Origin of the sequence: Pauljensenia sp. UMB9872, from assembly GCF_030212665.1 — a bacterium.
Lineage (GTDB): Bacteria > Actinomycetota > Actinomycetes > Actinomycetales > Actinomycetaceae > Pauljensenia > Pauljensenia turicensis_B.
Window position 1 is genome coordinate 44346 of record NZ_JASOER010000007.1, and the last position, 26372, is coordinate 70717.

The 26372-nt window shown below is 57.0% G+C and carries 20 protein-coding genes; 6 read left to right on the forward strand and 14 right to left on the reverse strand.

The genetic code is table 11. The features are described 5' to 3' along the window. Positions 1-16 precede the first annotated feature (16 nt). A complete protein-coding gene (gene add / locus QP109_RS04060) occupies positions 17-1042 on the reverse strand; it encodes an adenosine deaminase (protein WP_285023439.1) in 1026 nt (341 codons plus the stop codon). A 205-nt stretch (positions 1043-1247) separates the two neighbouring features. On the opposite strand from add, the gene QP109_RS04065 reads away from it, so the two are divergent. Next, entirely contained in the window at positions 1248-2150 is a 903-nt protein-coding gene (locus QP109_RS04065; protein ID WP_285023442.1) for an aldose-1-epimerase, read from the forward strand. 68 nt (positions 2151-2218) lie between these two features. Here QP109_RS04065 and QP109_RS04070 read toward each other — a convergent pair whose 3' ends face one another. The 10 genes from QP109_RS04070 to QP109_RS04115 form a co-directional block, all read right to left on the reverse strand. Then, entirely contained in the window at positions 2219-2995 is a 777-nt protein-coding gene (locus QP109_RS04070; RefSeq protein ID WP_285023444.1) for a 16S rRNA (uracil(1498)-N(3))-methyltransferase, read from the reverse strand. Beyond that, complete coding sequence (gene dnaJ, locus QP109_RS04075) at positions 2992-4110, reverse strand: molecular chaperone DnaJ (protein WP_101627416.1); 1119 nt, start codon at positions 4108-4110, stop codon at positions 2992-2994. The genes QP109_RS04070 and dnaJ overlap by 4 nt, the downstream gene beginning before the upstream one ends. Before the next feature lie 67 nt (positions 4111-4177). Then, on the reverse strand, positions 4178-5200 hold the full coding sequence (gene hrcA, locus QP109_RS04080) for a heat-inducible transcriptional repressor HrcA (protein ID WP_285023446.1): 1023 nt from the start codon (positions 5198-5200) through the stop codon (positions 4178-4180). Between the two features lie 275 nt (positions 5201-5475). Continuing rightward, positions 5476-6276 (reverse strand): DUF3097 family protein, encoded by an 801-nt coding sequence (locus tag QP109_RS04085; RefSeq protein WP_502929273.1) that lies wholly within the window; start codon positions 6274-6276, stop codon positions 5476-5478. Between the two features lie 259 nt (positions 6277-6535). Beyond that, positions 6536-8494 (reverse strand): OPT family oligopeptide transporter, encoded by a 1959-nt coding sequence (locus tag QP109_RS04090; RefSeq protein ID WP_165778168.1) that lies wholly within the window; start codon positions 8492-8494, stop codon positions 6536-6538. 238 nt (positions 8495-8732) lie between these two features. Next, the gene (locus QP109_RS04095; RefSeq protein ID WP_285023449.1) at positions 8733-9158 is read right to left on the reverse strand and encodes a cupin domain-containing protein; all 426 of its coding nucleotides are present in this window, start codon (positions 9156-9158) and stop codon (positions 8733-8735) included. A 103-nt stretch (positions 9159-9261) separates the two neighbouring features. Beyond that, positions 9262-10515: a radical SAM family heme chaperone HemW gene (gene hemW / locus QP109_RS04100; RefSeq protein ID WP_285023451.1), complete on the reverse strand. Its 1254-nt coding sequence runs from the start codon at positions 10513-10515 to the stop codon at positions 9262-9264. A gap of 11 nt (positions 10516-10526) precedes the next feature. Further along, the gene (trmB, locus tag QP109_RS04105; protein WP_285023452.1) at positions 10527-11381 is read right to left on the reverse strand and encodes a tRNA (guanosine(46)-N7)-methyltransferase TrmB; all 855 of its coding nucleotides are present in this window, start codon (positions 11379-11381) and stop codon (positions 10527-10529) included. Further along, a complete protein-coding gene (gene lepA / locus QP109_RS04110) occupies positions 11378-13204 on the reverse strand; it encodes a translation elongation factor 4 (protein ID WP_502929274.1) in 1827 nt (608 codons plus the stop codon). Before lepA ends, trmB begins: the two co-directional genes overlap by 4 nt. Positions 13205-13352: 148 nt before the next feature. Next, on the reverse strand, positions 13353-14375 hold the full coding sequence (locus QP109_RS04115) for a tetratricopeptide repeat-containing protein (protein ID WP_285023455.1): 1023 nt from the start codon (positions 14373-14375) through the stop codon (positions 13353-13355). A gap of 470 nt (positions 14376-14845) precedes the next feature. Here QP109_RS04115 and rpsT point away from each other — a divergent pair, with 470 nt between their 5' ends. Further along, positions 14846-15109 (forward strand): 30S ribosomal protein S20, encoded by a 264-nt coding sequence (gene rpsT / locus QP109_RS04120; RefSeq protein ID WP_006681291.1) that lies wholly within the window; start codon positions 14846-14848, stop codon positions 15107-15109. 123 nt (positions 15110-15232) lie between these two features. Here the strand turns inward: rpsT and holA are convergent, their stop codons facing one another. From holA to QP109_RS04135, 3 genes are all read right to left on the reverse strand, one after another. Continuing rightward, positions 15233-16219 carry a DNA polymerase III subunit delta gene (gene holA, locus QP109_RS04125; RefSeq protein WP_101627425.1) on the reverse strand — a complete coding sequence of 329 codons (987 nt, stop codon included), beginning with the start codon at positions 16217-16219 and terminating at the stop codon, positions 15233-15235. Between the two features lie 3 nt (positions 16220-16222). Continuing rightward, entirely contained in the window at positions 16223-17293 is a 1071-nt protein-coding gene (locus QP109_RS04130) for a ComEC/Rec2 family competence protein (RefSeq protein ID WP_285023459.1), read from the reverse strand. A 521-nt stretch (positions 17294-17814) separates the two neighbouring features. After that, positions 17815-18561, reverse strand: coding sequence for a helix-hairpin-helix domain-containing protein (locus QP109_RS04135; protein ID WP_285023461.1), 747 nt, complete (start codon positions 18559-18561; stop codon positions 17815-17817). 454 nt (positions 18562-19015) lie between these two features. Between QP109_RS04135 and proC the strand changes: the two genes are divergently transcribed. The 4 genes from proC (at position 19016) to QP109_RS04160 (ending at position 26317) form a co-directional block, all read left to right on the forward strand. After that, the gene (gene proC / locus QP109_RS04145) at positions 19016-19825 is read left to right on the forward strand and encodes a pyrroline-5-carboxylate reductase (protein ID WP_285023463.1); all 810 of its coding nucleotides are present in this window, start codon (positions 19016-19018) and stop codon (positions 19823-19825) included. Between the two features lie 67 nt (positions 19826-19892). Next, positions 19893-21239 (forward strand): Na+/H+ antiporter family protein, encoded by a 1347-nt coding sequence (locus QP109_RS04150; RefSeq protein ID WP_285023465.1) that lies wholly within the window; start codon positions 19893-19895, stop codon positions 21237-21239. A gap of 212 nt (positions 21240-21451) precedes the next feature. Further along, positions 21452-24175, forward strand: a complete 2724-nt coding sequence (gene valS / locus QP109_RS04155; protein WP_285023521.1) for a valine--tRNA ligase — start codon at positions 21452-21454, stop codon at positions 24173-24175. 258 nt (positions 24176-24433) lie between these two features. Next, positions 24434-26317, forward strand: a complete 1884-nt coding sequence (locus tag QP109_RS04160) for an AMP-dependent synthetase/ligase (protein WP_285023467.1) — start codon at positions 24434-24436, stop codon at positions 26315-26317. Positions 26318-26372: the final 55 nt, after the last annotated feature.

Sequence of the window (26372 nt, forward strand, 5' to 3'; positions counted from 1 at the left end):
GAAACCAGAAGACTAGTCAGTTGGTTGCAACAAAAGCGTCGAGCTCGCCCAGCAGGCGTGCACGCTCTACGTCGGAAACCCAGGCGATTTCAAGAGAATTACGTGCCAGCTGAACAAGCATGTCCTTGGTGAAGCCTGCCTGCTCGGCAAGAGCGTAGAAGTTGTCGGCAACGTAGCCACCGAAATAGGCCGGGTCATCAGAGTTGATGGTGACCTTCACGCCACGTTCAAGGAGAGCCTTCACTTCCTTGTCCTTCATATCGTGGTTGTTCGCGGTGACGAACGAGTTCGATAGCGGGCACGAGGTCAAGCCGATACCCTTATCTGCGACCAGCTGAACCAGCGCATCGTCTTCCACGATGTTCGTGCCATGGTCAAGGCGCTCGGCACCGAGCTCAGTCAGCGCACGACGGATATTGTCGATGGAGCCAACCTGATCAATGTCGCAGTGCATCGTGACATGCAGACCGTTGTCCTTCGCCATCGCGAAGACTTCGGCGAACTTCTCCGGTGGATTATCGCGCTCGTCAGAATCTAGGCCAACGGCGAAGAACTTGTCCTTGTATGGCAGTGCCGACTCAAGGGTTTCTCGCGCGGATTCTGCGCTCATATCACGCAGGAAGCAGAGAATCAGGTCAGCGGAGATTCCATCTTCGCGAGCCTTCTCAACAGCCTTGTAGTAGCCGTTGATGACAGTTTCAATCGCAATACCACGCGTGGTGTGAGCCTGGGGGTCGAAGAAGCACTCAGAGCGACGAACACCGTTCGCCTTGGCTCGTGCGAAGTAAGCGGAGGCCAGAGCCTCGAAGTCCTCTTCATCCTGCAGGACATTCATCGCCGGGTAATAGACAGCGAGGAAGGAGGTCAGGTCGGTGAAGTTGTAGCTGGCCTGAACTTCCTCGATGGTCGACTGACCGATATCGACGCCGTGCTTGGTAGCAAGAGCAAGCTTAAGATCAGGTTCAAGCGTGCCCTCAAGGTGGAGATGCAGTTCTGCCTTGGGCAGGCCGGCAACGAATTCACGCGTGACGGTGGTGGTCACGATTCCTCCTTGGTAAGAGTGTGCGACGAAAGTGTTATCCGCCCATTGTGTCACGGCCGAATGACGAACATCTAGCCATTGAACAAATTGGTAGAGTGACAGTTCGTGCCTCGTCAATCTACTTCCTCACTTTGTCACTTGTCGCAACTAAGCTTGATTGCATAAGCGCGCTAGTTCACGCATTCACCAACCGTCAGGAGCACCTATGCCTACCCGTCACGCGTCCGGTTACGAAATCCTTCTTTCTTCTGGCGAATACGAGGCTCGGATCGTTACCGTCGGCGCCGGACTCGCCTCACTCAGGTACGCAGGGCGAGACTTAGTCATCGCCCATGACGCGGATGAAATTCCCGAAGGCTATTTGGGGAAAACGCTGATGCCCTGGCCGAACCGTATTGCTGGAGGAACATACACGTGGGAAGGCGTCACCTACACGGTTGACGTAAATGAAGCTGCAACCGGCTCAGCATTGCACGGTCTGATGACCTGGATTGACTGGACGATCATTCACGCTGATTCTGACTCAGCAACACTGGGAGCATTCATCGCTCCCCGCTACGGCTACCCGTGGCCGATTGAAGCGTGGGTAACCTACGCACTCAGTGCCTGCCGTGGTCTAACCGTCACTCTAGTGGCAAAGAACGTCGGCTCCACACCCGCCCCATATGGCGTTTCATCCCACCCCTACCTGTCGCTCGATGGCAAGAAGAATGATGGATACGAGGTTACAATTCCAGCCTCTGAGATCATCCAAGTCGACCAGAACATGGCTCCCATTAAAACGATCCCGGTAGGCGATCTTGAGCGTGATTTCCGCACTCCGCGCCTACTTGGCTCACAATCTGTTGACCATGCTTTCACCGGTTTGCCCGAAGGTGAATGGACCGTTCAACTGCGTGATCCGGAAACCGGATTGACGGTTCAATTGAAAGCTGACACCCCGTGGGTTCAGGCATTCACTGCTGATTCCATGGGACGAACCGGCATCGCCGTTGAGCCAATGACCTGCCCCCCGAATGCCTTTAATTCAGGCGAGGATCTCATTGTGCTTGCCCCTGGCCAATCCCACACAATGACCTTCACGATCATCGGTTCGATCGAAAGCTGAGGCTTTAACCCATAGAAGCACTGGTGGCCGACAGTATGCACTGTCGGCCACCAGTGCACACGCTCGAGTTACAGGCGTCCAAGCGTCGCGCTTAAGAGCGTCGCTCCCACGGCTCCGGCCGTCGACGAGCGAAGAACATTTGCGCCAAGACCAACCAAAGACGCTCCAGCGTCTTGAAGCCAGCCCACTTCTTCGCTCTTCATTCCGCCTTCTGGGCCAACCACCAGCGTCAAACTTGACGCTGTGGTGAATGACGTGGAATCACTGGCAATGATTGAGCTCAGCGATTCGGTTGCTTCCTCGTGACAAATGAAAACCTTGCCTCCGGCTTCTATATTTGCCTCAACCCATGTGGCGAGCGCTTTTGAGTTGGCAACGTCGCCGACGCTGGGGATCCACGCTCGTCGCGCCTGCTTAGCGGCCGCACGAACGACGGATTCCCACTTCGCTTTACCTTTTGAGGCTTTTGGACCGTTCCACCGGACAACCGAATACTCAGATTGCCAGGGAATCACTTTATCAATCCCGATTTCGGTGCAGGCTTCAATCGCCTGTTCGTCTCGTCCAGCCTTTGCAAGCCCCTGAACAAGAATCAGTTGGGGCGTCGCCTGAGGTTCGATCACACGCCGATCAACACGAAGATCAAGACCTTTCTTCGAGGTGGAGAGAACCTCGCACGTGAGCCTCGTACCGTGGCCATCCATCAGGTCGATCCACTCACCTACTCCGATACGCCGAACGGTGGCCGCGTGATGGCCTTCAGTTCCTTCAAGCGAGACTGTATCGCCCGCATCCAACTCGCAGGGGACTAGGTCGCCCTCGTAAATGAAAACGGGACGTGTCATTGGCCGGTGAACGCTTCACGGATCTTATCGAACATCGACGAGGGACGGCGGTCTGGTTCGATACGCGTCTCTTTGCGAAGATCCGCAAGCTGCTCCAGAAGGTCACGCGAACGATCATCAAGCTTCTTCGGGATCTCAACATTCACGTGGACGTGCAAATCACCGCGACCAGAACGCTGCAAACGACTGACACCCAAATTCTTCAGTTCAATATCAGCATTCGGCTGAGTACCAGCCGGGATCTCGACGTGTTGCGCACCGTCGAACGTATCGAGGTCAAACTTCGTCCCCAAAGCAGCCGTTGTCATCGGGATCGTGATCCACGTGTGTAAGTCATCGCCTTGGCGGACGAAAACATCATCCGCCTTCTCGTTGATCTCAAGATAGAGATCACCATTCGGACCGCCACCGGGGCCAACTTCAGCTTCGGAACCAACCCTGATACGAGTTCCTTCGTCTACACCGGCGGGAATATCAACCGTAATCGTACGACGCGAACGAACACGCCCCTGACCGGCACATTCATGGCAGGGCGATGCAATAATCGTGCCATACCCCTGACAGGCCGGGCAGGCTCCACGCGACTGCATACGGCCGAACATCGTGTTCTGGACGCGCGTCACCGAGCCCGTTCCATTACACGTCCCGCACCGTGTGGGCTCAGTATCCGGAGCACACATTGAACCATGGCACGAATCACACAGAATATACGTTCCGTATGAAACTTCCTTCTTCGCGCCGAAAACAGCGTCCTTCAAGGAAATCTCCACGCCGATCAGCTGGTCGGAACCACGACGAACGCGAGGCACCGGCCCGGAAGCTTGACCGGAGAAACCAGAGAACATCGCATCAAAGATGTCAGAAAACCCACCACCAGCACCACCAAATGGTGAACCACCACCACGCACGGCATCCGGCCCTCCAAGGTCATACATTTGACGCTTCTGGGGATCTAAGAGCGTTTCGTAGGCGACAGAAAGCTCTTTGAAAGCTTCTTCTGAATCGGGTCCAGCGTAGTCAGGGTGTAGCAGACGCGCTTTCTTGCGATACGCCTTCTTAATCTCGTCGGCGGTCGCATCCTTTGATACGCCAAGGACCTCGTAGTAGTCGTTCACTTCTCTTCGTTCCTTATGTTCTTTCGTGCGATCACCGCATCGGCGGTGAAAACTAATGGGAGGTGATCTAGCGATTCAAGTAGCGCGAAAGATAGGCAGCAACAGCCCTGACAGAAGCCATCGTTCGCGCATAATCCATGCGGGTCGGGCCAACAATACCAAGGTGAGCACGCGTATCACCGCTACGTGCAGACGCATGGTACGTGGAAGCCACAACCGATGCTTCAGCAAGCGCGTCATGTTCATTTTCCGCACCGATCGAAACATAAACATCATCATCAAGCTGCAGTTCAGAGAACAGGCGCATCAATACCACCTGCTCTTCCAAAGCGTCTAAGACCGGCGCAATATCATGGAAGTCAACCGCTCCTCTGGCAAGATTCGACATACCAGCCATGACGATCTTCGATTCACCACTGGGGCGAAGGAGATGCGCAATGCTCTGGGCAAGAACATCTGCCACATCATGCAAACGCGTTTCAAGAAGCGCCTTCAGGGCCTCGACGCTACCGAGAATCTCATCGGGGCCAAGAACTGAAAAAACAGCGTTGAGCTTCTCGCGAAGAACCGCAATATCTCCGCTATTCAACTGCGTGCGAAGCTCAATAGTGTCTTGAGAAACGCGTCCGGAATCGGTCACGACAATGACCAGCACGCTGCTTGCAGCAAGATCAACGATCTCTACCCGCTTCAACGTCTGCAACGTCAACGTCGGATACTCAACAACAGCCACCTGATGCGTTACTTGCGCCAGCAGACGCACGGTTCGGACAACCACATCATCCAGGTTCGATGAGTCCTCAAGGAAATGTTCAACAGCACTGCGCTCCGGGCCACTCATCGGTTTCAAGGCGGACAGGGAATCAACAAAAAGCCGGTAGCCCTTATCCGTGGGAACACGACCAGCACTGGTATGAGGTTGATAGATCAAACCGGCTTCTTCCAACAGAGCCATGTCATTACGAATCGTCGCAGAAGAAACACCTAAATCGTGCGACTGAGCAATCACCTTCGACCCCACGGGTTCACGGGTGTGCACGTATTCAGTAACGATCGCTCGAAGAACGCCGAGCCGACGATCGTCGTTCATGTGTCCTCCGTTCCAAGCGAAAACTGACGCGGAGTACCACGCGCCATCAAAGCCGTGATGTGAAGGATCGGTTTCGACACGAATCTGGCACTCGCTCTATCTGAGTGCCAATTCTACTCCCTGCCCATCAAAGCGCCCAGCCGAAGTAACGAGCACAACGTTGGCGCTACCTCTTCACAACGGGCAATACTCAAGCAAAGCCTTTGCTTTCAGTCCCGGCCTCGTCACTACGAAACAATGAATGGCGGTGGAACTATCCCCCAACTGCGCAGACGCTAACGAGTACCTGGTTCAGTGACAAAATCAATCAGCTCTTCAACGCGCCCCAGCAGAGCCGGCTCAACATCCTTGTAATTGCGGACCTGGGCGAGAATTCGCTTCCACCCCATCGCAATATCCGCTTGATTTGCATGCGACCAGCCCAGCGAATCGAGAGTGCCATGCTTAATATCCGTACCTCGCGGAATATCCGGCCAGCGCGTCAGCCCCAGACGAGCAGGTTTCACGGCCTGCCAAATATCCACAAACGGGTGACCAACAACCAGCACACCGCTAGACCAACGCGACTGAACACGCTGGGCAATCCGCGACTCTTTCGACCCCTCTACAAGGTGATCGACCAGAATACCGGCGCGAACTTCATCAGACGGTCCGAAGACTTCCAGGATCTCTTCAAGATGATCCACGCCCTCAAGCAACTGGACGACTACTCCCACTTCTGCCAGATCATCGCCCCACACGTGTTGGACGAGCTCCGCATCGTGGCGACCCTCAACCCAGATCCGCGACTGCTTCGCTATCTTCGGGACCCTCTTCGGCCCAGCAATCGAACCCGAGTTCGTCACCGCACGCCCACCGTAGGTAGTCAACTGAGGCCTGAATGTGGGCACGTCAGATTCGTGAGGGCGAGGCGGTGCAAGCGTAACGGGACGGCCCTCCAGCCAGAAACCGCCACCGAGAGGGAAGGACCGGACTGCCCCTCGCCGATCTTCTAATTCAACGACGTGCATACCACCCGATTTTTCAACGCGAACAACAGCACCAACCCAGCCTGTTACCACGTCCTCTAACACCATGCCCAATTCAACCGGGATTTCCTGCGAACGCGGGCGAGGCGCATGTGGCCCATCACGGTGCGGGTCAGAGCTCAAAATATCCGTGCCATACGGGTCGAACGAAGTCGAATATGGGTCGAAGCGGTTTTCTTGGGACATCACTCGACCACACTAAGCAAGATTGCGGGGCAGTGCCCACCCGAAACGCAGGTGCCCGGCACCCCTAACGGGCACCGGGCACCCTAGCGCGCAATCACCAGAACGCGTTAGTTCACGTTGATCACTTCAGCGTGTCCTTGCGGGTCTTGGAGTACAAGAAGCCGATCACACCAGCGAAAACGACCAGGCCGAGCCACTGAGCAACTCCCGCGAACGAATCAGGCATGAACGCAAGTGGTGCGTCCTTACCGGAGAAGCCGACGATACCGGCGTAAACGACGCCCCAGAGGGACTCACCGACAATCAAACCGGTGGCAACCAGGGTACCCATGCGCTTTGCCTTCTCGGGATCCTTCTGCTTGGCGGCCCACTTGTCGTGGACCATACCGAGTAGCGCACCGATCGGAATAGTCAGGGTAATCGAGATCGGCAGGTACATGCCCATGCCGACAGCCAGACCGGGAAGTGACATCTTCTTGGTGGTCTTCTTCAGGACCTCGTCGATGATGATAACGACGATGCCGATCAGTGCGCCGATGCCCAACAGATTCCAGTTCAAGTCTCCGCCGAAGACGCCCTTAATCAGATCAGAGATCAGAGAGGCCTGCGGAGCTGCAAGAGCGTTTTCGCCAGCGCCCGGAGCGCCCTGGAAACCGAAAGCGTTGCCCATCAGGTTCAGAACCGGCGGAATGATGATCGCGCCGAAGAGAACGCCGATAACCAGAGCAACCTGCTGCTTCCACGGGGTTGCACCCACCAGCTGACCGGTCTTCAAATCCTGCAGGTTGTCGTTCGAAATCGTGGAGATACCGAAGACAACGGCTGCAGTGAACAACGTGTAGGCAACCAGGGCGGACAGTTCGTCACCGGATGCGGTGCCGTGAATAGCCTTCACAACCAGGGCAGCTGCGATAGCGACGATGATGCCGACACCGGAAATCGGCGAGTTGGAGGCACCAATCAAACCCGCCATGTAACCGCAGACGGATGCAACAGCAAGCCCCGTAATCAGGATAAACAGGATCGAAATGATGATCAGGCCCAACGAGTTGTGTGCAATGGCGGTGTCTTTTAAGAACAGCCAGAGCAGAACACCGATCGGGAGCATCACTGCAAGGGTCACGCCGATAACGATCTTGCCGGACAGGTCCTGCTCGGTCAGCGGGACAGTTTCACCCGACTCGCGCTTCGCAGTCGATGCAAGCGAATCCTTAATACCGATGACGATGGGGCCGATCAGCTTGATCAGCGTCCACACTGCTGCAACAGCAATCGCGCCAGCGCCGATCAATCGGACTTCAGAACGGAAGACGGTACCAACCGTGTCAGCAAGAGCCGAGGGGTCAACAATTCCCCAGGTCCGCCACGGTAGCAAGACGATGTACGAAATCGCCAGGCCGACGATCATTGCGATACCCACACCAATGCCAACCAGGTGGCCAACACCGATCAGGGCCAGCGAGAAGGAAGCCGAAGCCATGGTGCCACCCGCACCGAACTTGAAAGCGGTGCCGATTTCGGTGCCGAGAACCTTCATTGAGCCGAGGATGGCAAAACCAGCTGATGACAGACCGCCCCAGATAATGGCGAGCAAACCACGCTTGGATTCTTCGGCGCCTTCGTTGGTGTCGCCAACCTTCAGAACCTCGGCGGCAGCGACGCCTTCAGGGTAGGGGAGGTCAGAGTGCGTGACCAGTGCGCGACGTAGCGGGATCGAATACATAACGCCGAGAATGCCACCGAGAGCGATGACGAAGACCGACTGCCAGTATGGGAAACCTTGCCACCAACCGACCATGACGAGGCCAGGGAGAACGAAGATGATCGCGGACAGTGTGCCTGCCGCGGACGCGATCGTTTGAACGATGTTGTTTTCTTGGACCGTATGGTCTTTGAAGTAACGCAGAATTGCCATCGAAATGACGGCCGCGGGGATGGAGGTTGCGAAGGTCAGGCCCGCCTTCAGGCCGAGGTATACGTTCGCTGCGGTGAAGATGACGGTGATGATGCCACCGATAATGACGCCTCGCAGGGTCAGTTCCTTCAGCGACGTCCCCGTCGATTGTGTTGTCTTGGGCATATAACCGGACTCTCTACTTAATAGAATGTGCCGACGGGAGTTTATCACCGCAAGATTTCTCAGCAAATTCGGCAAACCTTTGTCATTATTGCAGTTCACGTGAATGCTCAGCCTCTAGTTTCGCCGACGAGACAACGCGATGGGACTACAGGCTGGATTCGAATGGAAGCAAAAGCGGGTGATACCGGATCACTCCGGTATCACCCGCCCCTTTTAAGGCTCAGCCCTTCTATGAAGCTCAGTGTTCGCCATGCTCCAAGGCTTCGGCTTCTATGGCTTCTTCGTAGGTCACGTGGATGGTGCCATGTGCGTGCTCTGGCGGAGCGTAGATCGAATAAACGCGAAGGGGCTCACCACCGATTGCGGTGACGTTGTGCCAGGAGCCAGCCGGAACGAAAATGGCATCATCGTCTGAGGCTTCGACCTCGAAGGACAGATCATCCTTGGCCGGCCCCATCTGCACCAGGCCTCGCCCGCCTTCGATGCGGAGGAACTGGTCGTGGTCTTCGTGAATTTCCAGGCCGATGTCGTGTCCGGGCTGGATGCACATGACGGTGAGCTGCAAGTTCTTACCAGTCCACAGGGTGGTGCGGTAGTTGGTATTTTCCATCGTCGCTTCTTCGATGTTGACGACGTACGGGTTGGGTCCCATGTCTTGGCTCATTGTGCCCTCCTATTGACGGATCATCTGCGGCCAGTAATGACCGCGCTCCCTTTCAAGGATAGAGGCACCCCTATAGGAATGCAGTGGCAACGAGAGATGAAGGTCAGAATCCCATGAGTTCGCGGGTCACATAATCGGCGAGAAGTCGCCCTTTCAGCGTCAGAACGACCCGCCCTTTCAGCGCATTTACTCCGTCGATCAGCTGGTCTGCGATCAAGCCTGGCAACGCGTGGATATTGATGACATCCGACGTGCGTATGCCTTCGGAGGTGCGCACGGCGAGCATGACTTTCTCCAGTGCTCGAGCATCGGACTGAAGTATTTCGCCCGCGAGCGCCGGAGAAACTCCCGCTTGCACGCGCCCCGCGTAGGCGGCCGGGTGTTTGACGTTCCACCAGCGGTAACGTCCCACGTGCGAGTGCGCGCCGGGTCCTAGCCCCCACCAGTCCCAGTCACGCCAGTAGGCCAGGTTATGTCGGCTTGCGTGACGTAGTTCGGTCGGTTCCACACCAGCTTCGTTTACGTCCGGGCGCGCAAAATTCGAAATTTCATACCATTTGAAGCCCGCGTCAGCAAGGACCTGGTCAGCGAGTTCGTACTTGATTGCTTCGTCGTCCGCCTCCGGCATGGGCAACTCACCGCGAGCGACCTGCACGCCCATTTTTGTGCCCTCTTCGATCACCAGCGCATACGCACTAATGTGATCTGTTTCCAGGGCGACTGCGGCGTCCAACGACCGATGCCAATCATCGATGCTCTCCCCCGGCGCCCCATAGATCAGGTCGACGGACACGTCCAAGCCAGCATCGCGCGCGGCTTGGACGGCAGAGGGGACTTTCTGGGGATTGTGCGTGCGGTCCAACGTTGCAAGCACCTGAGGTACTGCTGACTGTATCCCGAAAGAAACCCGAGTGACGCCCGCCTCCTTTAACTTGAGCAGCCCCTTGGCGTCGATTGAATCGGGGTTCGCTTCAATCGTGAGCTCGGCTTGTTGTGCGATCCCAAAATGATTTCGCAGGCTATCGAGGATGTGTGCCAGTTCGTCGGTGTCAAGAAGAGTGGGCGTTCCACCACCGATGAAGACAGTTTCGGCTGGTCGCGGTTCAAATCCGGCATTCACGAGGCCGCGCCTACCGAATTGTGCTTCGGCTTCAATGGAGCGTGCGTATGAGCCAGGCTCTGCCCCCACACCGAACCCTGTTGTGTACGTGTTGAAGTCGCAGTATCCGCATCGAACCGTGCAGAACGGGACGTGCACGTAGAGCGAAAACGGACGCCCTTGGTCGACTTCAGCTAATGCTGGATCAAGATGGCCATCTTTCGGCCATTCAATTCCATCGGGTTGGACCGGAGGCAACAGCCAGCTCCTTATTCCGCCTGATCGGAAGTGTTTTCACCCTGGGGCGTACGTACATTCGTGGTTTCACGAGGCAAACGAACTCCGACAACGTCGTGGGCAACACGACCTGCGTCAAGGCCCCGGGTTTCAAAGTGCGTGACAATGCGACCTGCAAAGCGAGGGGCAAAACCACCGCGAGTCGGTTGTTCATCGGCTTCGTCGGGGCGCTCGCCTTCGTAGGGGTTAGCCAGCAGCGGGCATTCCTCTACTACGTCGCGCATCTGCCAGGCGTAGTTGTCCCAGTCGGTTGCAAGTCGCCAGATACCGCCGTCGGCGAGGACTCGTGCAACCTCGAGCGCAAACTCGGGGGACACAAGACGACGCTTGTGGTGACGCGATTTCCTCCACGGATCGGGGAAGAATGTCCAAACCTCGTTAGCGGCTGAGTCGGCGAAAACAATCGGGAATGCCTGCTGAGCATCGGCTTCGATCACACGAACATTCGTTACTCCAGCCTCAACGGCTTTGGAGATCAGCTTCGCAATACCGGGCACCCACACTTCAAATGCCAAGTAATCACGTTCAGGGTGCGTGCGAGCTGCTTCAACGATCTGTTCGCCTGTGCCCGATCCGATTTCAACAGTCAGAGGGGCCTTGCGAGCGAAAAGTTGAACCGGATCCAAGCGGAAAGTATCGGCGACAGTCGTATAGCCGTTCCCCCGCTCAGGTTCGATCACATACTTCGACGCGTGAGCATCCCAGGTTCGCTGAAGATTCATCGGGAGCTCACGACTACGACGCGTAAACGACTTGGTCCGCGCGAAGAAGACTTCCCCTTCGGGAGCCTCTCCTGGACGATAACGGGGGCGATCCGCCACAATCACTTCTTTCCGGTCGGAACATCCGATGTCAGGGCTGCGATGAAGGCTTCCTGTGGCACGTCCACGCGACCGATGGACTTCATGCGCTTCTTGCCTTCCTTCTGCTTTTCAAGCAGCTTGCGCTTACGCGTAATGTCACCGCCGTAGCACTTAGCCAGCATGTCCTTACGCAGTGCCTTGATCGTTTCGCGAGCGATAACGCGTGCACCCACTGCTGCTTGAACAGGGATTTCGAACTGCTGGCGGGGGATCAGTTCCTTCAAACGCTTCGTCATCCGCTGACCGTACGCATATGCAGCATCGCGGTGAACAATCGCGCTGAACGCGTCAACGCGGTCACCGTTGAGCAAAATATCGACCTTCACCAGATCGGCACTCTGCTCACCCTTCTCCTGGTAATCGAGCGAGGCGTATCCGCGAGTGCGCGACTTCAACTGATCGAAGAAGTCGAACACGATTTCTGCCATAGGCAAGGTGTAGTGGAGCTCGACGCGTTCTTCGGACAGGTAGTCCATGCCCTTCATGGTTCCGCGACGATCCTGGCAGAGTTCCATGATTGTGCCGGTGAAATCAGTCGGCGTCAGGATTGTTGCTTCAACAAGAGGCTCGCGAACCTCTAAGATCTTCCCTTCGGGGAACATCGCCGGGTTTTCAACGATGATCTCGCTCCCGTCTTCTGCAACGACCGTGTAGACAACGTTCGGCGCTGTTGCAATCAAGTCGAGTCCGAATTCGCGTTCCAATCGCTCCCGGATGATTTCGAGGTGCAACAGGCCCAGGAAGCCACAACGGAACCCAAAGCCGAGGGCTGCCGACGATTCAGGTTCGAAGGTGAGCGCCGCGTCATTGAGCTGAAGACGTTCAAGGGCATCTCGCAGATCAGGGAAGTCCGAACCGTCAACCGGGTAGATACCGGAGAAGACCATCGGACGCGGATCCTTGTATCCGGACAGCGGTTCCTCAGCGCCTCGAACGTTCAATGTCACCGTGTCGCCGACGCGCGACTGACGCACGTCTTTCACGCCCGTGATGAGGTAGCCTACTTCGCCGGCGGCAATACCTTCGCTGGGCATCGGTTCTGGCGAAATCACACCGATTTCAAGCAGTTCGTGGGTCGCGCCGGTCGACATCATCTTGACGCGCTGGCGCGTGGACAGGGCACCATCAACGACACGAACATAGGTCACCACACCGCGGTAGATGTCGTAGACGGAGTCGAAAATCATGGCTCGGGTTGCACCGTCTGGGTTGCCATTCGGAGCGGGAACGACTTCGACGATACGATCCAGCAACTCGGCAACGCCTTCACCGGTCTTACCCGACACTTTCAGGACCTCGGATTCATCGCATCCAATCAGCTGAGCAACCTCACCAGCATACTTTTCAGGCTGAGCACCGGGCAGATCGATCTTGTTCAAAACGGGAATGATCGCAAGATCGTTTTCCAGAGCGAGGTAAAGATTTGCCAGAGTCTGTGCTTCAATACCCTGCGCAGCATCAATCAGAAGAACCGCGCCTTCACACGCTGCAAGCGATCGAGAGACCTCGTAGGTGAAGTCAACATGACCGGGCGTATCGATCATATTGAGCGCGTACGCCTGGCCATCTCGTGCCCACGGCATACGAACAGCCTGAGACTTAATGGTGATGCCACGCTCACGCTCAATATCCATACGATCAAGGTACTGAGCGCGCATATCACGCTGCTCAACAATGCCGGTCAACTGCAACATGCGGTCAGCAAGCGTGGATTTACCGTGGTCAATGTGCGCGATGATGCAGAAGTTTCGCAGGCGTGACTGCTCGGTGTGAGCAGGACGAATCATTTCCACTTGTGCGGGCGTAGGGATTGGCACGGTACCTCCAATAGATATTCCCCTTTATCGTCCCATTAACGCGCCCCCAAGTGCCAACTATGAGCGCGCGACCTCGCGCACATCACGTTCTTCCCTATAAAAGAACTGCGCTGCATCCCTACTCTTCACCTTCCATCGCTCCGATCTGACGATAGCTTTCACTAATCTGGCGGAAGCTTTCGATCTCTTCTCCTTCCAATTCTTCGGGGGGATCATTGACGAGCATCTCTGAAAGTTCGATAACCGCCTGCGAATCATCCATATCAATCGACGCAGCAAGAAGAACACAATGAATCTCAAGTGTCAGCGGATTATGCGCCCCAAGGACCTCTAGGCAGTCAGCGAACGTCTGCTTCCACTCTTTCATCGCCTGTTTTCTGCGCCCCAGCAAGAATTTTGTTCGAGCAATTTCCCCGCGTAGGCGAAGAGTTCTTCCGTCTTGAAGCCCCCACTTCTTCTTTGAGATCCCATGCAGGCTTCGATAAATTTTTAGTGCAGAGTCGTACTTATCAGCCAGCACCAAGGCTTCAGCCAAGTTGTCTTGCGCACTCATCGCCAGCGAGTCGTCTTCGGCCAAGCACGTACCCATATCGCGCACAACGCGCCGATAAATTGAAACGGCCTTTGTAAAGTCGCCCCTAGCTTTAGCGGGCATCGCGGAATTTGTTCGCACCGCCCACGCGAGCTCGCTGTGGTTCCCCAGGACATGCTCAACATCGCGAATCAGAATCCGGTAGTTCTTATCGATATTGTGGTATTTTCCCAGCGTCGCCTGCCAGTAAAGCTCAGAATTACGGGCAACCAACACATCCTCATCCAACGGTCCCAGGTTGTTCAGTCCGATTTCGGTAGCGATACGTGCCAGGCGAAGACAGTCGGTTGCTTGGTCATTGAGCGCATACCAATCAACAAGTGCGCGAGCAATCGTCAATCGCTCACGCACATCAACTGATTCGTCCTTGACCAGCTCCTCAATCTTTGCGATCACCTCGCCCGAGTCTGATCGGAGAGCCTCTTCCATACGCTCGCGCACACGCATGTGCGAAAAACCCGTGCCACTCCCACCCCAGTCAGGGGCATGCGAATCGGCGGGATTCCCTGCCTCGTCGATAGGAGTGGCAGACGTGAACTGAAGTGCCATGATCGCGTTCCTCCTTGTACGCATTGGTAATTGATGCACCCACTGTCTGCCTTCGATGAAAAGTGCGCCATCTTCCCAGTGGCAAATTGTGGATAACTCAGGGGATATGCACTGTGTGGATAACTTCGCACCGTCGTACGAGCACTTCACGAAAGTCCGACTCACGATCGAAGAAGTCCCATTCTTCGTATGCTTCGTCTACCACTCGCGACAGTGGCATTGACGAGGTTGAGATTTCTGAGGCTTTGAAGCACACGCATAAGCGCGTTTAGTGAGCGCATTCACGCCCACTTTCCGCTAAGAAAATAGCGCTCAGCGTATCGCGCTGGTAACGTTGTTAGTCGGACTCCCGGCCTGGTCGGGCAGGGGGTCTGGTCCGAGCCGTTTGCGGATGTCCCCACGTCCCAGTCCCGGTTCTGACACAGCCCTCACCGACCCTGTAATCACTTCAAGCAAGGAGTTTTCCGACTGTGGCGAACATTAAGTCTCAGATCAAGCGGATCCGCACCAACGAGAAGCGTCGTCTTCGTAACCAGTCTGTGAAGTCCGAGCTCAAGACGCTCGTTCGCAAGACCCGCGAAGCCGTTGAGGCAGGAGACAAGGAACTCGCAATCGAGTCCCTCAAGACTGCTTCCCGCAAGCTGGATAAGGCCGTTTCCAAGGGCGTTATCCACAAGAACCAGGCTGCTAACCGCAAGTCCAAGCTCGCAAAGCGAGTTTCTTCGCTCGGCTGATCGCTAATTCTTCACCTTTGGGGTCGCATCCACGTGAGATGCGACCCCAAAGTGTTTTATACGGCGTGTTCATCAGGCAACGGACGGACGTGCTGGGTAACCCGTTCACCCGCGAGCTTTAGTTTAACGCCTTCGATGCAACCGGCAGATCGTCGTAATGGCCTTTTCAACTGCGTAGCGCGGGTCGCGGGACAAGCCTTTTGTTTCACTGTCTGCAAGTCCAACCGCTTGGATAGCACCTGCGAGCGAACGATCGTTCCACCCCCGCAACTGGCTACGCACGATATTCACCTGCCACGGTTGCATTCCCACGTTGACTCCGCGTCCGCTTGATGAGGCAGATACTTTCGCCATCTGTCGGATCTTGATTGCCAGGGCGGCGACAAGCTGTTGAGGTTCAACACCCGTAGCGAACGCGTGCCGTACAAGGGTGAGGGCTCGCGATGTTTCACCAGCGATGGCCGCATCGGCTACTTCGAATCCGCTGGCTTCAATGCGTCCCGCGTGGTAGCGACGCACGTCCTCTAGCGTGATTGTGCCTTCGCAGTCAGAGAGAAGCTGGGCAACTGCGGCCGCCATTTCGCGCAGGTCGGAGCCAAGCGCGTCAACGATCGCTTGCATCGCATCACGATCCATCTGACGGTGAGCACGGCGAACATCAGAGCGGATCAGCTCAAGCTTGTCCCGGTCAGATTTAATGATTTCGGCGGGGATAACGGGGAATTTAGCTTTTGCGATAGCGTCGGTGACCTTTTTTCCCTTCGCGTTTCCGCCGGGGTGAACCAGAAGAAGCCACACATCGAAGGCAGGGGCCGCAATATAGGTCAAGAGGTCGTTGGCAAGAGCGTCACTCATCGTTTCAAGGTCACGAATGATCACCAGTCGACTTTCACCAAACAGTGATGGCGAGGCAATCATGTCCAGTTGACCCGCCTGATAGGTGGCAGCGTTCAGGTCTGTGCGTTCAAGGTTTGGATCTGCCGAACGCGCCTGCGAGCGCAGAGAATCAAGAGCGCGATCGATCAGCAGCCCTTCTTTGCCCTTAATCAGGACAATAGGAGCCAATTCAATAGCAACCGGAGCTGACGGTTTAGTTCCCCGACTACCCATTGATTACCTCTCTTTCTTCGCACGCCCTATAAGTCTGACACGTTCCATGTACACATGCGTTTGCACTCTACGTAGTAGGGGGATAACGAGCGCACGCTTCCAGTAGAGCACCAGTGTCGCGCTCACAATGCTAGCGACGATCACATCACGCGACGAAAGCTGATGACTAGCCCCTGGAAGGTGTGCAAAGAAGAAAGCAACGTTCGTAATCCACCGCGTGAAGAACGCTGATCCTTGCGCACACGCGTGAGCGAGCCAAGGAGAAACTCCAAGCAGGCAGGTTGCCGCGATCGCCAGCAATGTCGCCGGCGCAACCGCTACCGACGCCATAACATTCGCCGGTATGCCGTATACCGGGACGCGTGGGTTGGCAAGAAGCAGGATGGGGAAAGTCATCACATAGCAACTAACTGGGATTGCCAAGTAGTCAATCGCGAAGCCAATTGTTTTGCCGATGAGTGTGTCCGAACGGATTTTTCTGCGCCGATAATCGAGGAGGCGCCGAGCGATCACAACAATTCCAAAGGTCGCCGCTACGGAGAGTGAAAAACCGAAGTTACTTGCGACCCACGGGTTGAACAGGATTGATCCGATGGTGACTGCGCTTAACGTCGTCACCCCCTGCTTTCCCCTACCGCTAAACTCTGCCCCAATCCCCAACGCCGAGGTGAGTACCGCTCGCATTACTGCAGGCGTTGCCCCAACTATTGCAACCACAATGGTCAGAACTGCTGCGATTCCGAACAGACGAAAACGTGTGCGGCCTCGTAGGACGAAGGCGACAACTCCCATGATGATCGCCAAATGCGAGCCGGAGACTGCAGTTAAATGCGACAGTGAGGTCCGGCGAAAAGCTTCCTTCAGTTCTTTCGTCATAGCAGAGTCATTACCGATTGCCATTCCCGGAACCAAAGCTTGCGCTTGAGGTTCCAAGTCAGCAACCAAATCGACGAGGCCGGTGCGAATTCTTCGCACCGTAGCTCGCCACCCTTGTGGCCTAGCAACACATTTCAGTTTCGAGGTGTGAATGATTCCTGCCCAAGGAAGATGCGCGCTGAACTCAGTGTCGATCACTCCCCTAGTTTCAACTGTGTCCCCACGATAGAGAGAGGGCCAGTGGCTTCCTGTTAGTCGCACTTTGATAGGGCTAGTTGGTCGCATCGATTGTTTGCCTGCGTGTGTCACGCGAAGGGAAACGATCTGCGAATTTGACGAAAACTGCCCTGAGACTTCAGATGGATCATCTTCTAGTTCGCCACGTATCGTGATCAGCGATCCAGTTTGAGCCGCTTGGAAGACCTCGGTGCGCCGTGCACTGTTGTGAGCGACCGCTCCCACACACACGGCCACAACAGTGGCAAAACTAACCAGTGCTAGCAGGGCTCGCAAGGAACCAAATGGGATTAGGTTGTGACGCCCTTGACGTGGCTGAACCGCATTCAACGATGCCAGCATCCACACGCACCCCAGGCTTGTCGCGCCAGCAACGCCAGTTATGGCCGCGCTGCTGTCCGTTTTCGTTCCGAAGAGGGCACCGCACCAGACTGCCACCGCCACGGGGGCAAGACGCCAATCATGCATTGGAGGTGGCGGTTTCATTGACACGCCCCAGAACGGATCTTCTCTAGTAGTGCTGGTCCTATCCCCGGCACCGCATCAACGTCATCCACCGATTGGAACGGACCAGATTGGTCTCGGAACTCTTTGATTCGCCGGGCAAGTGCCGGACCAACGCCATCTAACTGCTCGAGAGCACCAACATCGGCCGTATTCAGGTCAATACATGAGCTCCCAGTTGTTGATGCGGTCGGCGACGAGGAATCAGAAGGTGTGTGTGCGACCTCACCCAGCCGAGGAATCACAATATGTTCCCCGTCCACCAGTGGGCGCGCTAAATTTACTTGTTCAACATCGGCATCTTCTGCCACTCCGCCCGCTTCTTCGAGTGCGTCAGCAACCCGTTTGCCCATTTCTAGGGTCACTAGAGACGGGGAATTGACCGCTCCCGTCACATAAACGGTGACCTGTTCTATGCTCTGTTGAGGTGCCGGAAGCGACGTGGATTGGCCGGCGGATGACGCTACCTGAATCGACTGTGCAGACTCAGTGCTGGCGTAGTCTCCACTGTCATTCATCTGTTTCGCCGACGATGCCGTGGTTGTTTTCCACACGCCGATCCCCGCAACAAGAAGAACAACGACTCCCAGTAGCATCATCGATTGAACCGACGGGAGCAGACGCACCTTCCACTCGGGACGCGGCTCATCGAGCGGATCCTCATCTTCAGGCTCAAATACTGCCTCGGTCAGACGAGCGACATTCAGACGATTCGTGACATTCATGCGCACACACTAAGAAGCAATACCTCCTCACGCACCTACGTAATGAGAAAACTGTGGATAACTCATCCGGCTATCAACAGGTTGGCGTGAGTCACGCCAACCGGCCTCGTTCCCCCTTGAGGATGAAAGGCAGAACGTCGAGTTCAGGCATTCCCCGAAGCCCCTTTGGCATTGGACGAAGTTCTGACACATCGTGGTACCGGACAAGCAGGTGTCACGGTTCTCAATGAATCAGGTCGCCCAACTCCGGTTGCGCCGACATCCATGTGGGCACCGCTTGCGTCATGGGACCGGCACGCGCTGACTTTGAGAAGGGCCCCAAATCGGACAGGCGCGCACGCTACGCCCTATCCCAACTAGGCTAAGGGATTAAGGAACACAGCAGTGGCGAGCAATTCGCTTTATCCACTGCGGGATGCTTCTTCATCAAGCAGAGCCTGAAAGAGGAATCGACATGCGCATCGGATTTATTGGAGCCGGTTCAATGGTCGCCGCAATTGCACGCGGTGCGGTTGCGGCCGGAATGAACGGAGCTGATTTCCTTTTCACTGACGCGAATGGTGTCCATGCTCCGGCGCTTGCCCGCGAAGTTGGTGGGCAGGTTGCTTCATCCAATGGGTCGCTCGCTCATCAGGTTGACCTGCTTGTCCTTGGGGTGAAACCTCATATTCAGACTGAAGTGATCGAACAGATCGCTCATATCGTTCGCGAGCGTCCAGATATGGCCGTTGTTTCTTTGGCTGCCGGTCGCACCCTTGATTCAATGCTCCGCGATTTCGGCGCAGCGGTTCCCTTGATCCGCGTGATGCCGAATGTCAACGCACAGGTTGGCCAGTCAATGAGCGCAATCTGCTCTCAGGATGCAACCGAGGCTCAGCTTGGAGCAACCGAACGCCTGCTCGGCGCTGTCGGGCGTACCGTGCGAATCAGCGAGAAAGAATTCCCTGCGTTCATGGCGTTGGCAAGTTGCTCGCCCGCGTGGGTTTTCCAGATTATTGAGACGCTTGCCCGAGCCGGCGTGAAACATGGACTGACGAAGTCTTCTGCCACCTTAATTGCCGCCCAGGCTGTTGCTGGCTCAGCGGATCTGCTTCTTGCAAGCCAAGAACGCGGTGTGAATGCTGCCCAGCTTATTGATTCGGTCTGTTCCCCTAGTGGCACCACGATTGCAGGTCTGCTGGCCGCTGAAAACGCCGGTCTGTCCCCCGCACTTGTTACAGCTGTCGACGCTGCTATTGCACGCGATCAGGAAGTGTCTTCCTGATCTTTGTCTGTCCTGCGCGTAATCACTTCCAGTTGCGCGAACCCGACCAAGAAAATCCCATCTCCCAATGAATGCTGTTGTCATTTCAGTCATCATCATGCTCGCGCTTTCGATTGCGCGCGTGCATGTCGTTATCTCCCTGTTCATTGCTGCTCTGGTTGCGGGTCTGACCGCACATATGGGCATTGAAGGCACGATGGTTGCCTTCCAGGATGGCCTCGCTGGTGGCGCGAAGATCGCGCTTTCCTATGCTTTGCTTGGTGCCTTCGCCATGGCGGTTGCGCATTCCGGCCTGCCTCAATTGCTTGCCGACTGGCTTGTTTCGAAGATGAAGAGCGCTGACCCTTCTCGAGGTGAACGCGTTCGTTCCGTGACGAAATGGAGCATCGTTGCGGGTGTTGTTGCCATGGGCATCATGAGTCAGAACCTGATCCCGATTCACATTGCGTTTATCCCGCTTCTGATCCCGCCAATTCTTGGCGTGATGAACACGTTGAAGATGGATCGTCGTCTTGTTGCATCGGCGATCACGTTCGGTATTATCACCACCTACATGTTCCTGCCGATTGGTTTCGGTCGTATTTACCTGCATGACATTCTGTTTGCGAACATTGAAAAAGCTGGGATGAACCTCACTGGTGTGAACCCGGTTGTCGCAATGGGTATCCCCGCTCTTTCGATGCTTGTTGGTTTGATCATCGCGTTCTTCTCCTATGGGAAGTCACGTGAGTACAAGCCCACTACTAGCGAATACACGCGCAAGATCGAAACAATTGAGCCTCGTAAGGTGTGGGCTGCGCTGTTTGCAATCATCGTCTGCTTTGTTATTCAGACCGGGTTGACGCTGGTTGATTCTGCTGCTGACCCATTGCTTGTGGGGGCGCTTGTTGGCCTCTGCATTCTGCTGTTTATGCGCGTTGTTCCGTGGCAGAAAGCTGATGACGTTTTCTCTGGTGGCATGAAGATGATGTCCCTGATTGGTCTAATCATGATCACCGCTCAGGGATACGCTTCAGTGCTGAACGAATCCGGCGCAATCGAACCGTTGGTCCAGCAGACTGCTGATCTTTTCGCCGGTTCCAAGGTCATCGCGGCGTTCGCGATGTTGCTTGTTGGTTTGATCATCACGATGGGCATTGGTTCGTCGTTCTCGACCCTGCCGATTATTTCTGCGATCTACGTTCCGCTCTGTGCGACGCTCGGTTTTTCCCCTGTTGCGACGGTCGCTTTGATCGGTACCGCGGGCGCTTTGGGTGATGCTGGTTCGCCTGCCTCTGACTCAACCCTTGGCCCCACAACCGGTCTGAATGTTGATGGTCAGCACGATCACATGCGTGACACTGTGATCCCGACGTTCCTGCACTTCAACATTCCGTTGCTCATCGGCGGTTGGATCGCTGCTGTTGTTCTCTGATTGAGGATTTCTCACTCGCGTGGCTGGCTACGAAGGAGACTTCGTAGCCAGCCTTTTTGTGTTTCATTGACGAGGTTCCTACCCGGGCCTCGTTGATTGATCGCCAGGGGGTGGAAAGGTCGCGAATACCCGATGTGCACGTTTGGTTTTCCCCTTGAAATCCCACTACTCTAGTGGGGTACATGTCCACGACTCGGATGGAGAATATTGATATGGGCGAGCGTCTTTCGACCCCGACTTCTGTTGTAGCCCCGACGGTTCCTGACCGTGTTGGCGCTGAAGGTTTGGAACACAAGTGGGGTGAGAGCTGGGAGAACGCAGGTACCTACGATTTCGATCGTACGGCAACGCGCGAGCAGGTGTACTCGATTGACACTCCGCCGCCCACGGTTTCGGGTTCTCTTCACGTTGGACACGTGTTCTCCTACACCCACACTGACGTTATTGCGCGTTACCAGCGCATGATGGGTAAGTCCGTTTTCTACCCGATGGGGTGGGATGACAACGGTCTGCCGACTGAGCGTCGCGTGCAGAACTACTTTGGTGTTCGCGTTGATCCGACGCTCCCCTACGATCCTGACTTTGTTCCCCCACATGAGGGTGGCGAAGGTAAGTCGATCAAGGCTCGTGATCAAAAGCCGATTTCGCGTAAGAATTTCGTTGAGCTCTGCGAACGTCTGACGGTTGAAGATGAGGCTCAGTTCGAGGCGCTGTGGCGCTACCTTGGTCTGTCCGTGGATTGGAAGCAGCATTACCAGACGATCGGTAAGCGCGCCCGCAAGGTTGCTCAGGCTGCGTTCCTGCGCAACTTGGCTCGCGGTGAGGCCTATCAGAGCGAGGCTCCCGGTCTTTGGGACATTACGTTCCAGACCGCTGTTGCTCAGGCTGAGCTTGAGTCGCGTGAGTACCCGGGCTTCTACCACCGTCTGGCGTTCCACCTGACGGATGCTGATGCTGCCGCGAAGGCTGTCGCTGCCGGTGCTCCCGTGGAGAACGGCGTGGACGTCTGCATCGAGACGACGCGTCCGGAGTTGCTCGGCGCGTGTGTTGCCCTTATTGCTCACCCGGATGATGAGCGTTACAAGCCGTTGTTCGGCACGACCGTTGCCTCCCCCATCTTCGGTGTTGAGGTTCCTGTTCTTCCTCATCCGCAGGCCGAGATGGATAAGGGTGCTGGTATCGCCATGTGCTGTACCTTCGGTGACACCACGGATATCGACTGGTGGCGTGACCTCGACCTTCCTCTGCGCGCGATCCTGCGCAAGGATGGCCGTATCATCGCTGAAACGCCCAAGTGGATCACGTCCGCTGAAGGTATCGCAGCATTCGAGGCAATCGCCGGTAAGACGACGTTCTCCGCACGCGAGACCCTGGTTGCGATGCTCGCTAAGTCCGGCGAGATGCACGGTGAGCCGACGAAGACGATGCGTCAGACGAACTTCTTCGAGAAGGGTGATAAGCCACTCGAAATCGTGACCTCGCGCCAGTGGTACATCCGTAACGGGGGCAAGCCGTGGACGAACCCGGCGTCGGGTAAGGATCTGAACGAAGAGCTGGTTGGTCGAGGTCGCGAGCTGGCATTCCACCCCGATTTCATGCGTGTACGCTACGAAAACTGGGTGACTGGCCTGAACAATGATTGGTTGGTTTCCCGCCAGCGTTTCTTCGGTGTTCCGTTCCCGCTGTGGTACAAGGTGAACGAGGCCGGCGAGGTCGATTACAACCAGATCATTACGCCGGCCGAAGACGAACTGCCCGTCGATCCTTCGTCTGATGTTCCGGCTGGATACACGGAAGCCCAGCGTGACGTTGCCGGCGGTTTCGTGGGAGAACTGGACATCATGGACACGTGGGCAACGTCCTCACTGTCCCCGCAGCTGGCATGTGGTTGGCTCGAGGACGAGGATCTGTTCAGCCGTACGTACCCGATGGATCTGCGCCCTCAGGGTCAGGACATCATTCGTACCTGGCTGTTTTCGACCGTTGTTCGCGCAAACCTCGAGTTCGCTGAACTTCCGTGGAAGCACGCTGGTATCTCGGGCTGGATCCTTGATCCTGACCATAAAAAGATGTCAAAATCCAAGGGCAACGTGGTCACCCCGATGGGTCTGCTTGAAAAGTACGGTTCGGACGCGGTTCGCTACTGGGCGACGTCCGCTCGACTGGGCTTGGATGCGATCTTCGATGAAGCGCAGATGAAGATCGGTCGTCGTCTGGCAATCAAGGTTCTGAACGCTTCGAAGTTTGCTCTGACCATGGGTGGTGAGGGCGCGGCGATTGATCTGGATCCGGCGCTGGTGACGGTGCCACTGGATCGTTCGGTGCTAGCGACACTCGCCTCCGTCATCGACGAGGCCTCGGCTGCCCTAGCGTCCTACGAGCACTCTCGCGCGCTCGAGGTCACGGAGTCGTTCTTCTGGACGTTCTGCGACGACTACCTGGAGCTGGTCAAAGAGCGCGCTTACAACCGTGATGGCGCGTGGGACGAGGCCTCGGCCGCGTCCGCCCGCGCGGCTCTGGCGATCGTTATCGACAACGTCGTGCGTCTGCTCGCCCCCTATCTGCCGTACGTGACGGAAGAGGTGTGGAGCTGGTACCGCGAGGGTAGCGTGCACACCGCTCCGTGGCCGGTCGTAGCTGACCTGGCTGGCATCGAGGGCGATCCCTCGGTGCTCGAGGCCGCGTCCTCCGCTCTGATCGCCCTGCGTCGCGTGAAGTCTGAGGCGAAGGTGTCGCCACGTACGCCGTTCCTGGCGGTGACGGTGCGTGCCCCGCAGGCTCAGGTCGAGGCTCTGGAGTCCGTGAAGAGTGACCTGGAAGCCGCGTCAAAGGCCGTGGACGCCCTGACCGTGACCGCCTCCGATGACGCTGAGGCCACCGAGGCCGTCGTCGAGTCCTTCGAGCTGGGCGAGGCTCCTGCCAAGCGCAAGGGCTGAGCGTTAGGCTGCTGGGGGTTGCCCGTGGGAAACCACGGGCGACCCCTCGTTTTACGCAGCATTGAAAGACAGGGCTAATGCCCGAAAGACACAGGTCTCAACATCACAAATCCACGACTCCACCACCCAAGGCAAAGACACGCACCCCTAAAGACGGTCCCCCTCCCCCACTCTACGGGCGCGTAGGATAGGGAAAACAGTAGTAGCGTCGCTGGCTCCGTCCCGCAACGCACACCGCCCAGCGACCAGGGAGCAGATATGAGAGCCGAAGAAACCCCTGCCTCGTCCAACGACGACAAGACGACGCAGGCGCAGACGACCACCAAGGCCCTCGAGTGGCACGCCCCCGTCCTGGTGCGCATCGACGATCACACGACGATCCCCCACCTGCTGAAAGAGCGCGTGCAGCGTGGCGCCACCCGCCCCCTCATCCTGCGCAAGATCGGTATCGGCGACACGTGGCGTTCCATCACGGCGCGCGACTTCTACGATGAGGTGCACGCGCTCGCCGCCGGCCTCATCACGCGGGGCCTCGAACCCGGCGACCGCGTCGCGATTATGAGCTGCACCCGCTACGAGTGGACGCTCCTCGACTTCGCGTGCTGGGCAGCCGGCCTCGTCCCCGTGCCCATCTACGAGACCAGCTCCATCGACCAGGTCGCCCACGTCCTCGTCGACGCGGACGTCAACCTCATCATCACCGAAACCGTGTCCATGGCAGAGATCGTGCGCGCGGCAGCAGAGCGAGAAAACCGGGACAACACCCACGTGCTCTCCCTGGACTCCGAGGCCATCGAGACCCTCATCGCGGAGGGCTCGGCCACCCCGCGCGAGCGCGTCCTCGCCCGCTCAGAGGCCCTCACCAAGGACGACATCGCAACCATCGTTTACACGTCGGGCACGACGGGCACGCCCAAGGGCACAGTCCTGTCCCATGAGAACTTCACGAACCTATGCCTGAACGCCCACTCGTGGATGCCGGAGATCGCCGCCGGCAAAGACTCGCGCCTACTCCTCTTCCTACCGTTGGCCCACGTGTTCGCCCGCTTCCTGCAGGTCTTCCAGATCAGTGGCAACGGCGTGCTTGGCCACGCCTCCAACATCAAGAACCTGCTAAACGACCTGGCATCTTTCAAGCCGAGCTATCTCCTCGTCGTCCCGCGCGTCTTGGAAAAGATCTACAACTCGGCGGACACGAAGGCTTCCGGCCCCAAGCGCAAGATCTTCCGCTGGGCCGCCAAGATCGCGATCGCCTACTCGCGTGCCCTCGACACCGAGGAAGGCCCCAGCGCCTCCCTCAAAGCCCAGCACGCGATGGCGGATAAGCTCGTCTACCAGCAGATCATCCGCCTGGTGGGCGGCAACGCAGACTACATCGTCTCGGGCGGCGCGCCCCTGGCCACTTGGCTCGCCCACTTCTATCGCGGCGTCGGCATCCCCGTTCTGGAGGGCTACGGCCTGACAGAGACGGTCGGCCCGGTCTCGGTCAACACGCCTCGTCTGTCCAAGATCGGCACCGTGGGCCCGGCCCTGCCACCCATGTCCTTCAAGATCAGCGACGAGGGCGAGATCCTACTCAAGGGCTCAAGCGTCTTCCAGTGCTACCACAACGACCCCGAGGCGACAGCCGCCTGCTTCACCGAAGACGGCTGGTTCCGCACGGGCGACCTGGGGTCCCTAGACCGCGACGGCTACGTGTCCATCACGGGCCGCGCGAAAGAGATCATCGTGACAGCGGGCGGCAAGAACGTCGCCCCGGCTGCCCTCGAAAACCCGATGCGCTCCCACCCGCTCATCTCCCAGGTCCTGGTGGTGGGCGACCAGAGGCCCTTCATTGCCGCGCTCATCACGTTGGACGCGGAGATGCTGCCCGATTGGCTCGCCACGCACTCGCTGCCCCCGATGAGCGTGGCGGAGGCAGCCACGAACGTCGAGGTCCTGGCCTCCCTGGAGAAGGCAGTAGCCTCGGCGAATAAGCACGTCTCGCGCGCCGAATCGATCCGCAAGATCAAGGTCCTCACGACCGACTTCACGGAGGCAAACGGCCTGCTCACGCCCTCGCTCAAGGTCAAGCGCCTGGAGGCCACGCGCCGTCTTGCCTCCGTCATCGACGAGATCTACGGCGGTCCCATGCAGGACTGACGCGCCTATGAACAAGGCCGTGGCCGGCTCGCGCTTCCCCGCTCGGTGTCGGGGT

Bases quoted from the DNA above. Each gene is read 5' to 3' on its own strand.
- QP109_RS04095 (WP_285023449.1), bottom strand. From the start codon at position 9,158: ATGAGCCAAGACATGGGACCCAACCCGTACGTCGTCAACATCGAAGAA.
- QP109_RS04135 (WP_285023461.1), bottom strand. From the start codon at position 18,561: ATGAATGTCACGAATCGTCTGAATGTCGCTCGTCTGACCGAGGCAGTA.
- QP109_RS04085 (WP_502929273.1), bottom strand. From the start codon at position 6,276: ATGGTGTTAGAGGACGTGGTAACAGGCTGGGTTGGTGCTGTTGTTCGC.
- QP109_RS04115 (WP_285023455.1), bottom strand. From the start codon at position 14,375: ATGGCACTTCAGTTCACGTCTGCCACTCCTATCGACGAGGCAGGGAAT.
- QP109_RS04070 (WP_285023444.1), bottom strand. From the start codon at position 2,995: ATGACACGTCCCGTTTTCATTTACGAGGGCGACCTAGTCCCCTGCGAG.
- lepA (WP_502929274.1), bottom strand. From the start codon at position 13,204: ATGATTCGTCCTGCTCACACCGAGCAGTCACGCCTGCGAAACTTCTGC.
- proC (WP_285023463.1), top strand. From the start codon at position 19,016: ATGCGCATCGGATTTATTGGAGCCGGTTCAATGGTCGCCGCAATTGCA.
- hrcA (WP_285023446.1), bottom strand. From the start codon at position 5,200: ATGAACGACGATCGTCGGCTCGGCGTTCTTCGAGCGATCGTTACTGAA.
- holA (WP_101627425.1), bottom strand. From the start codon at position 16,219: ATGGGTAGTCGGGGAACTAAACCGTCAGCTCCGGTTGCTATTGAATTG.
- QP109_RS04065 (WP_285023442.1), top strand. From the start codon at position 1,248: ATGCCTACCCGTCACGCGTCCGGTTACGAAATCCTTCTTTCTTCTGGC.
- QP109_RS04150 (WP_285023465.1), top strand. From the start codon at position 19,893: ATGAATGCTGTTGTCATTTCAGTCATCATCATGCTCGCGCTTTCGATT.
- valS (WP_285023521.1), top strand. From the start codon at position 21,452: ATGGGCGAGCGTCTTTCGACCCCGACTTCTGTTGTAGCCCCGACGGTT.
- QP109_RS04090 (WP_165778168.1), bottom strand. From the start codon at position 8,494: ATGCCCAAGACAACACAATCGACGGGGACGTCGCTGAAGGAACTGACC.
- QP109_RS04160 (WP_285023467.1), top strand. From the start codon at position 24,434: ATGAGAGCCGAAGAAACCCCTGCCTCGTCCAACGACGACAAGACGACG.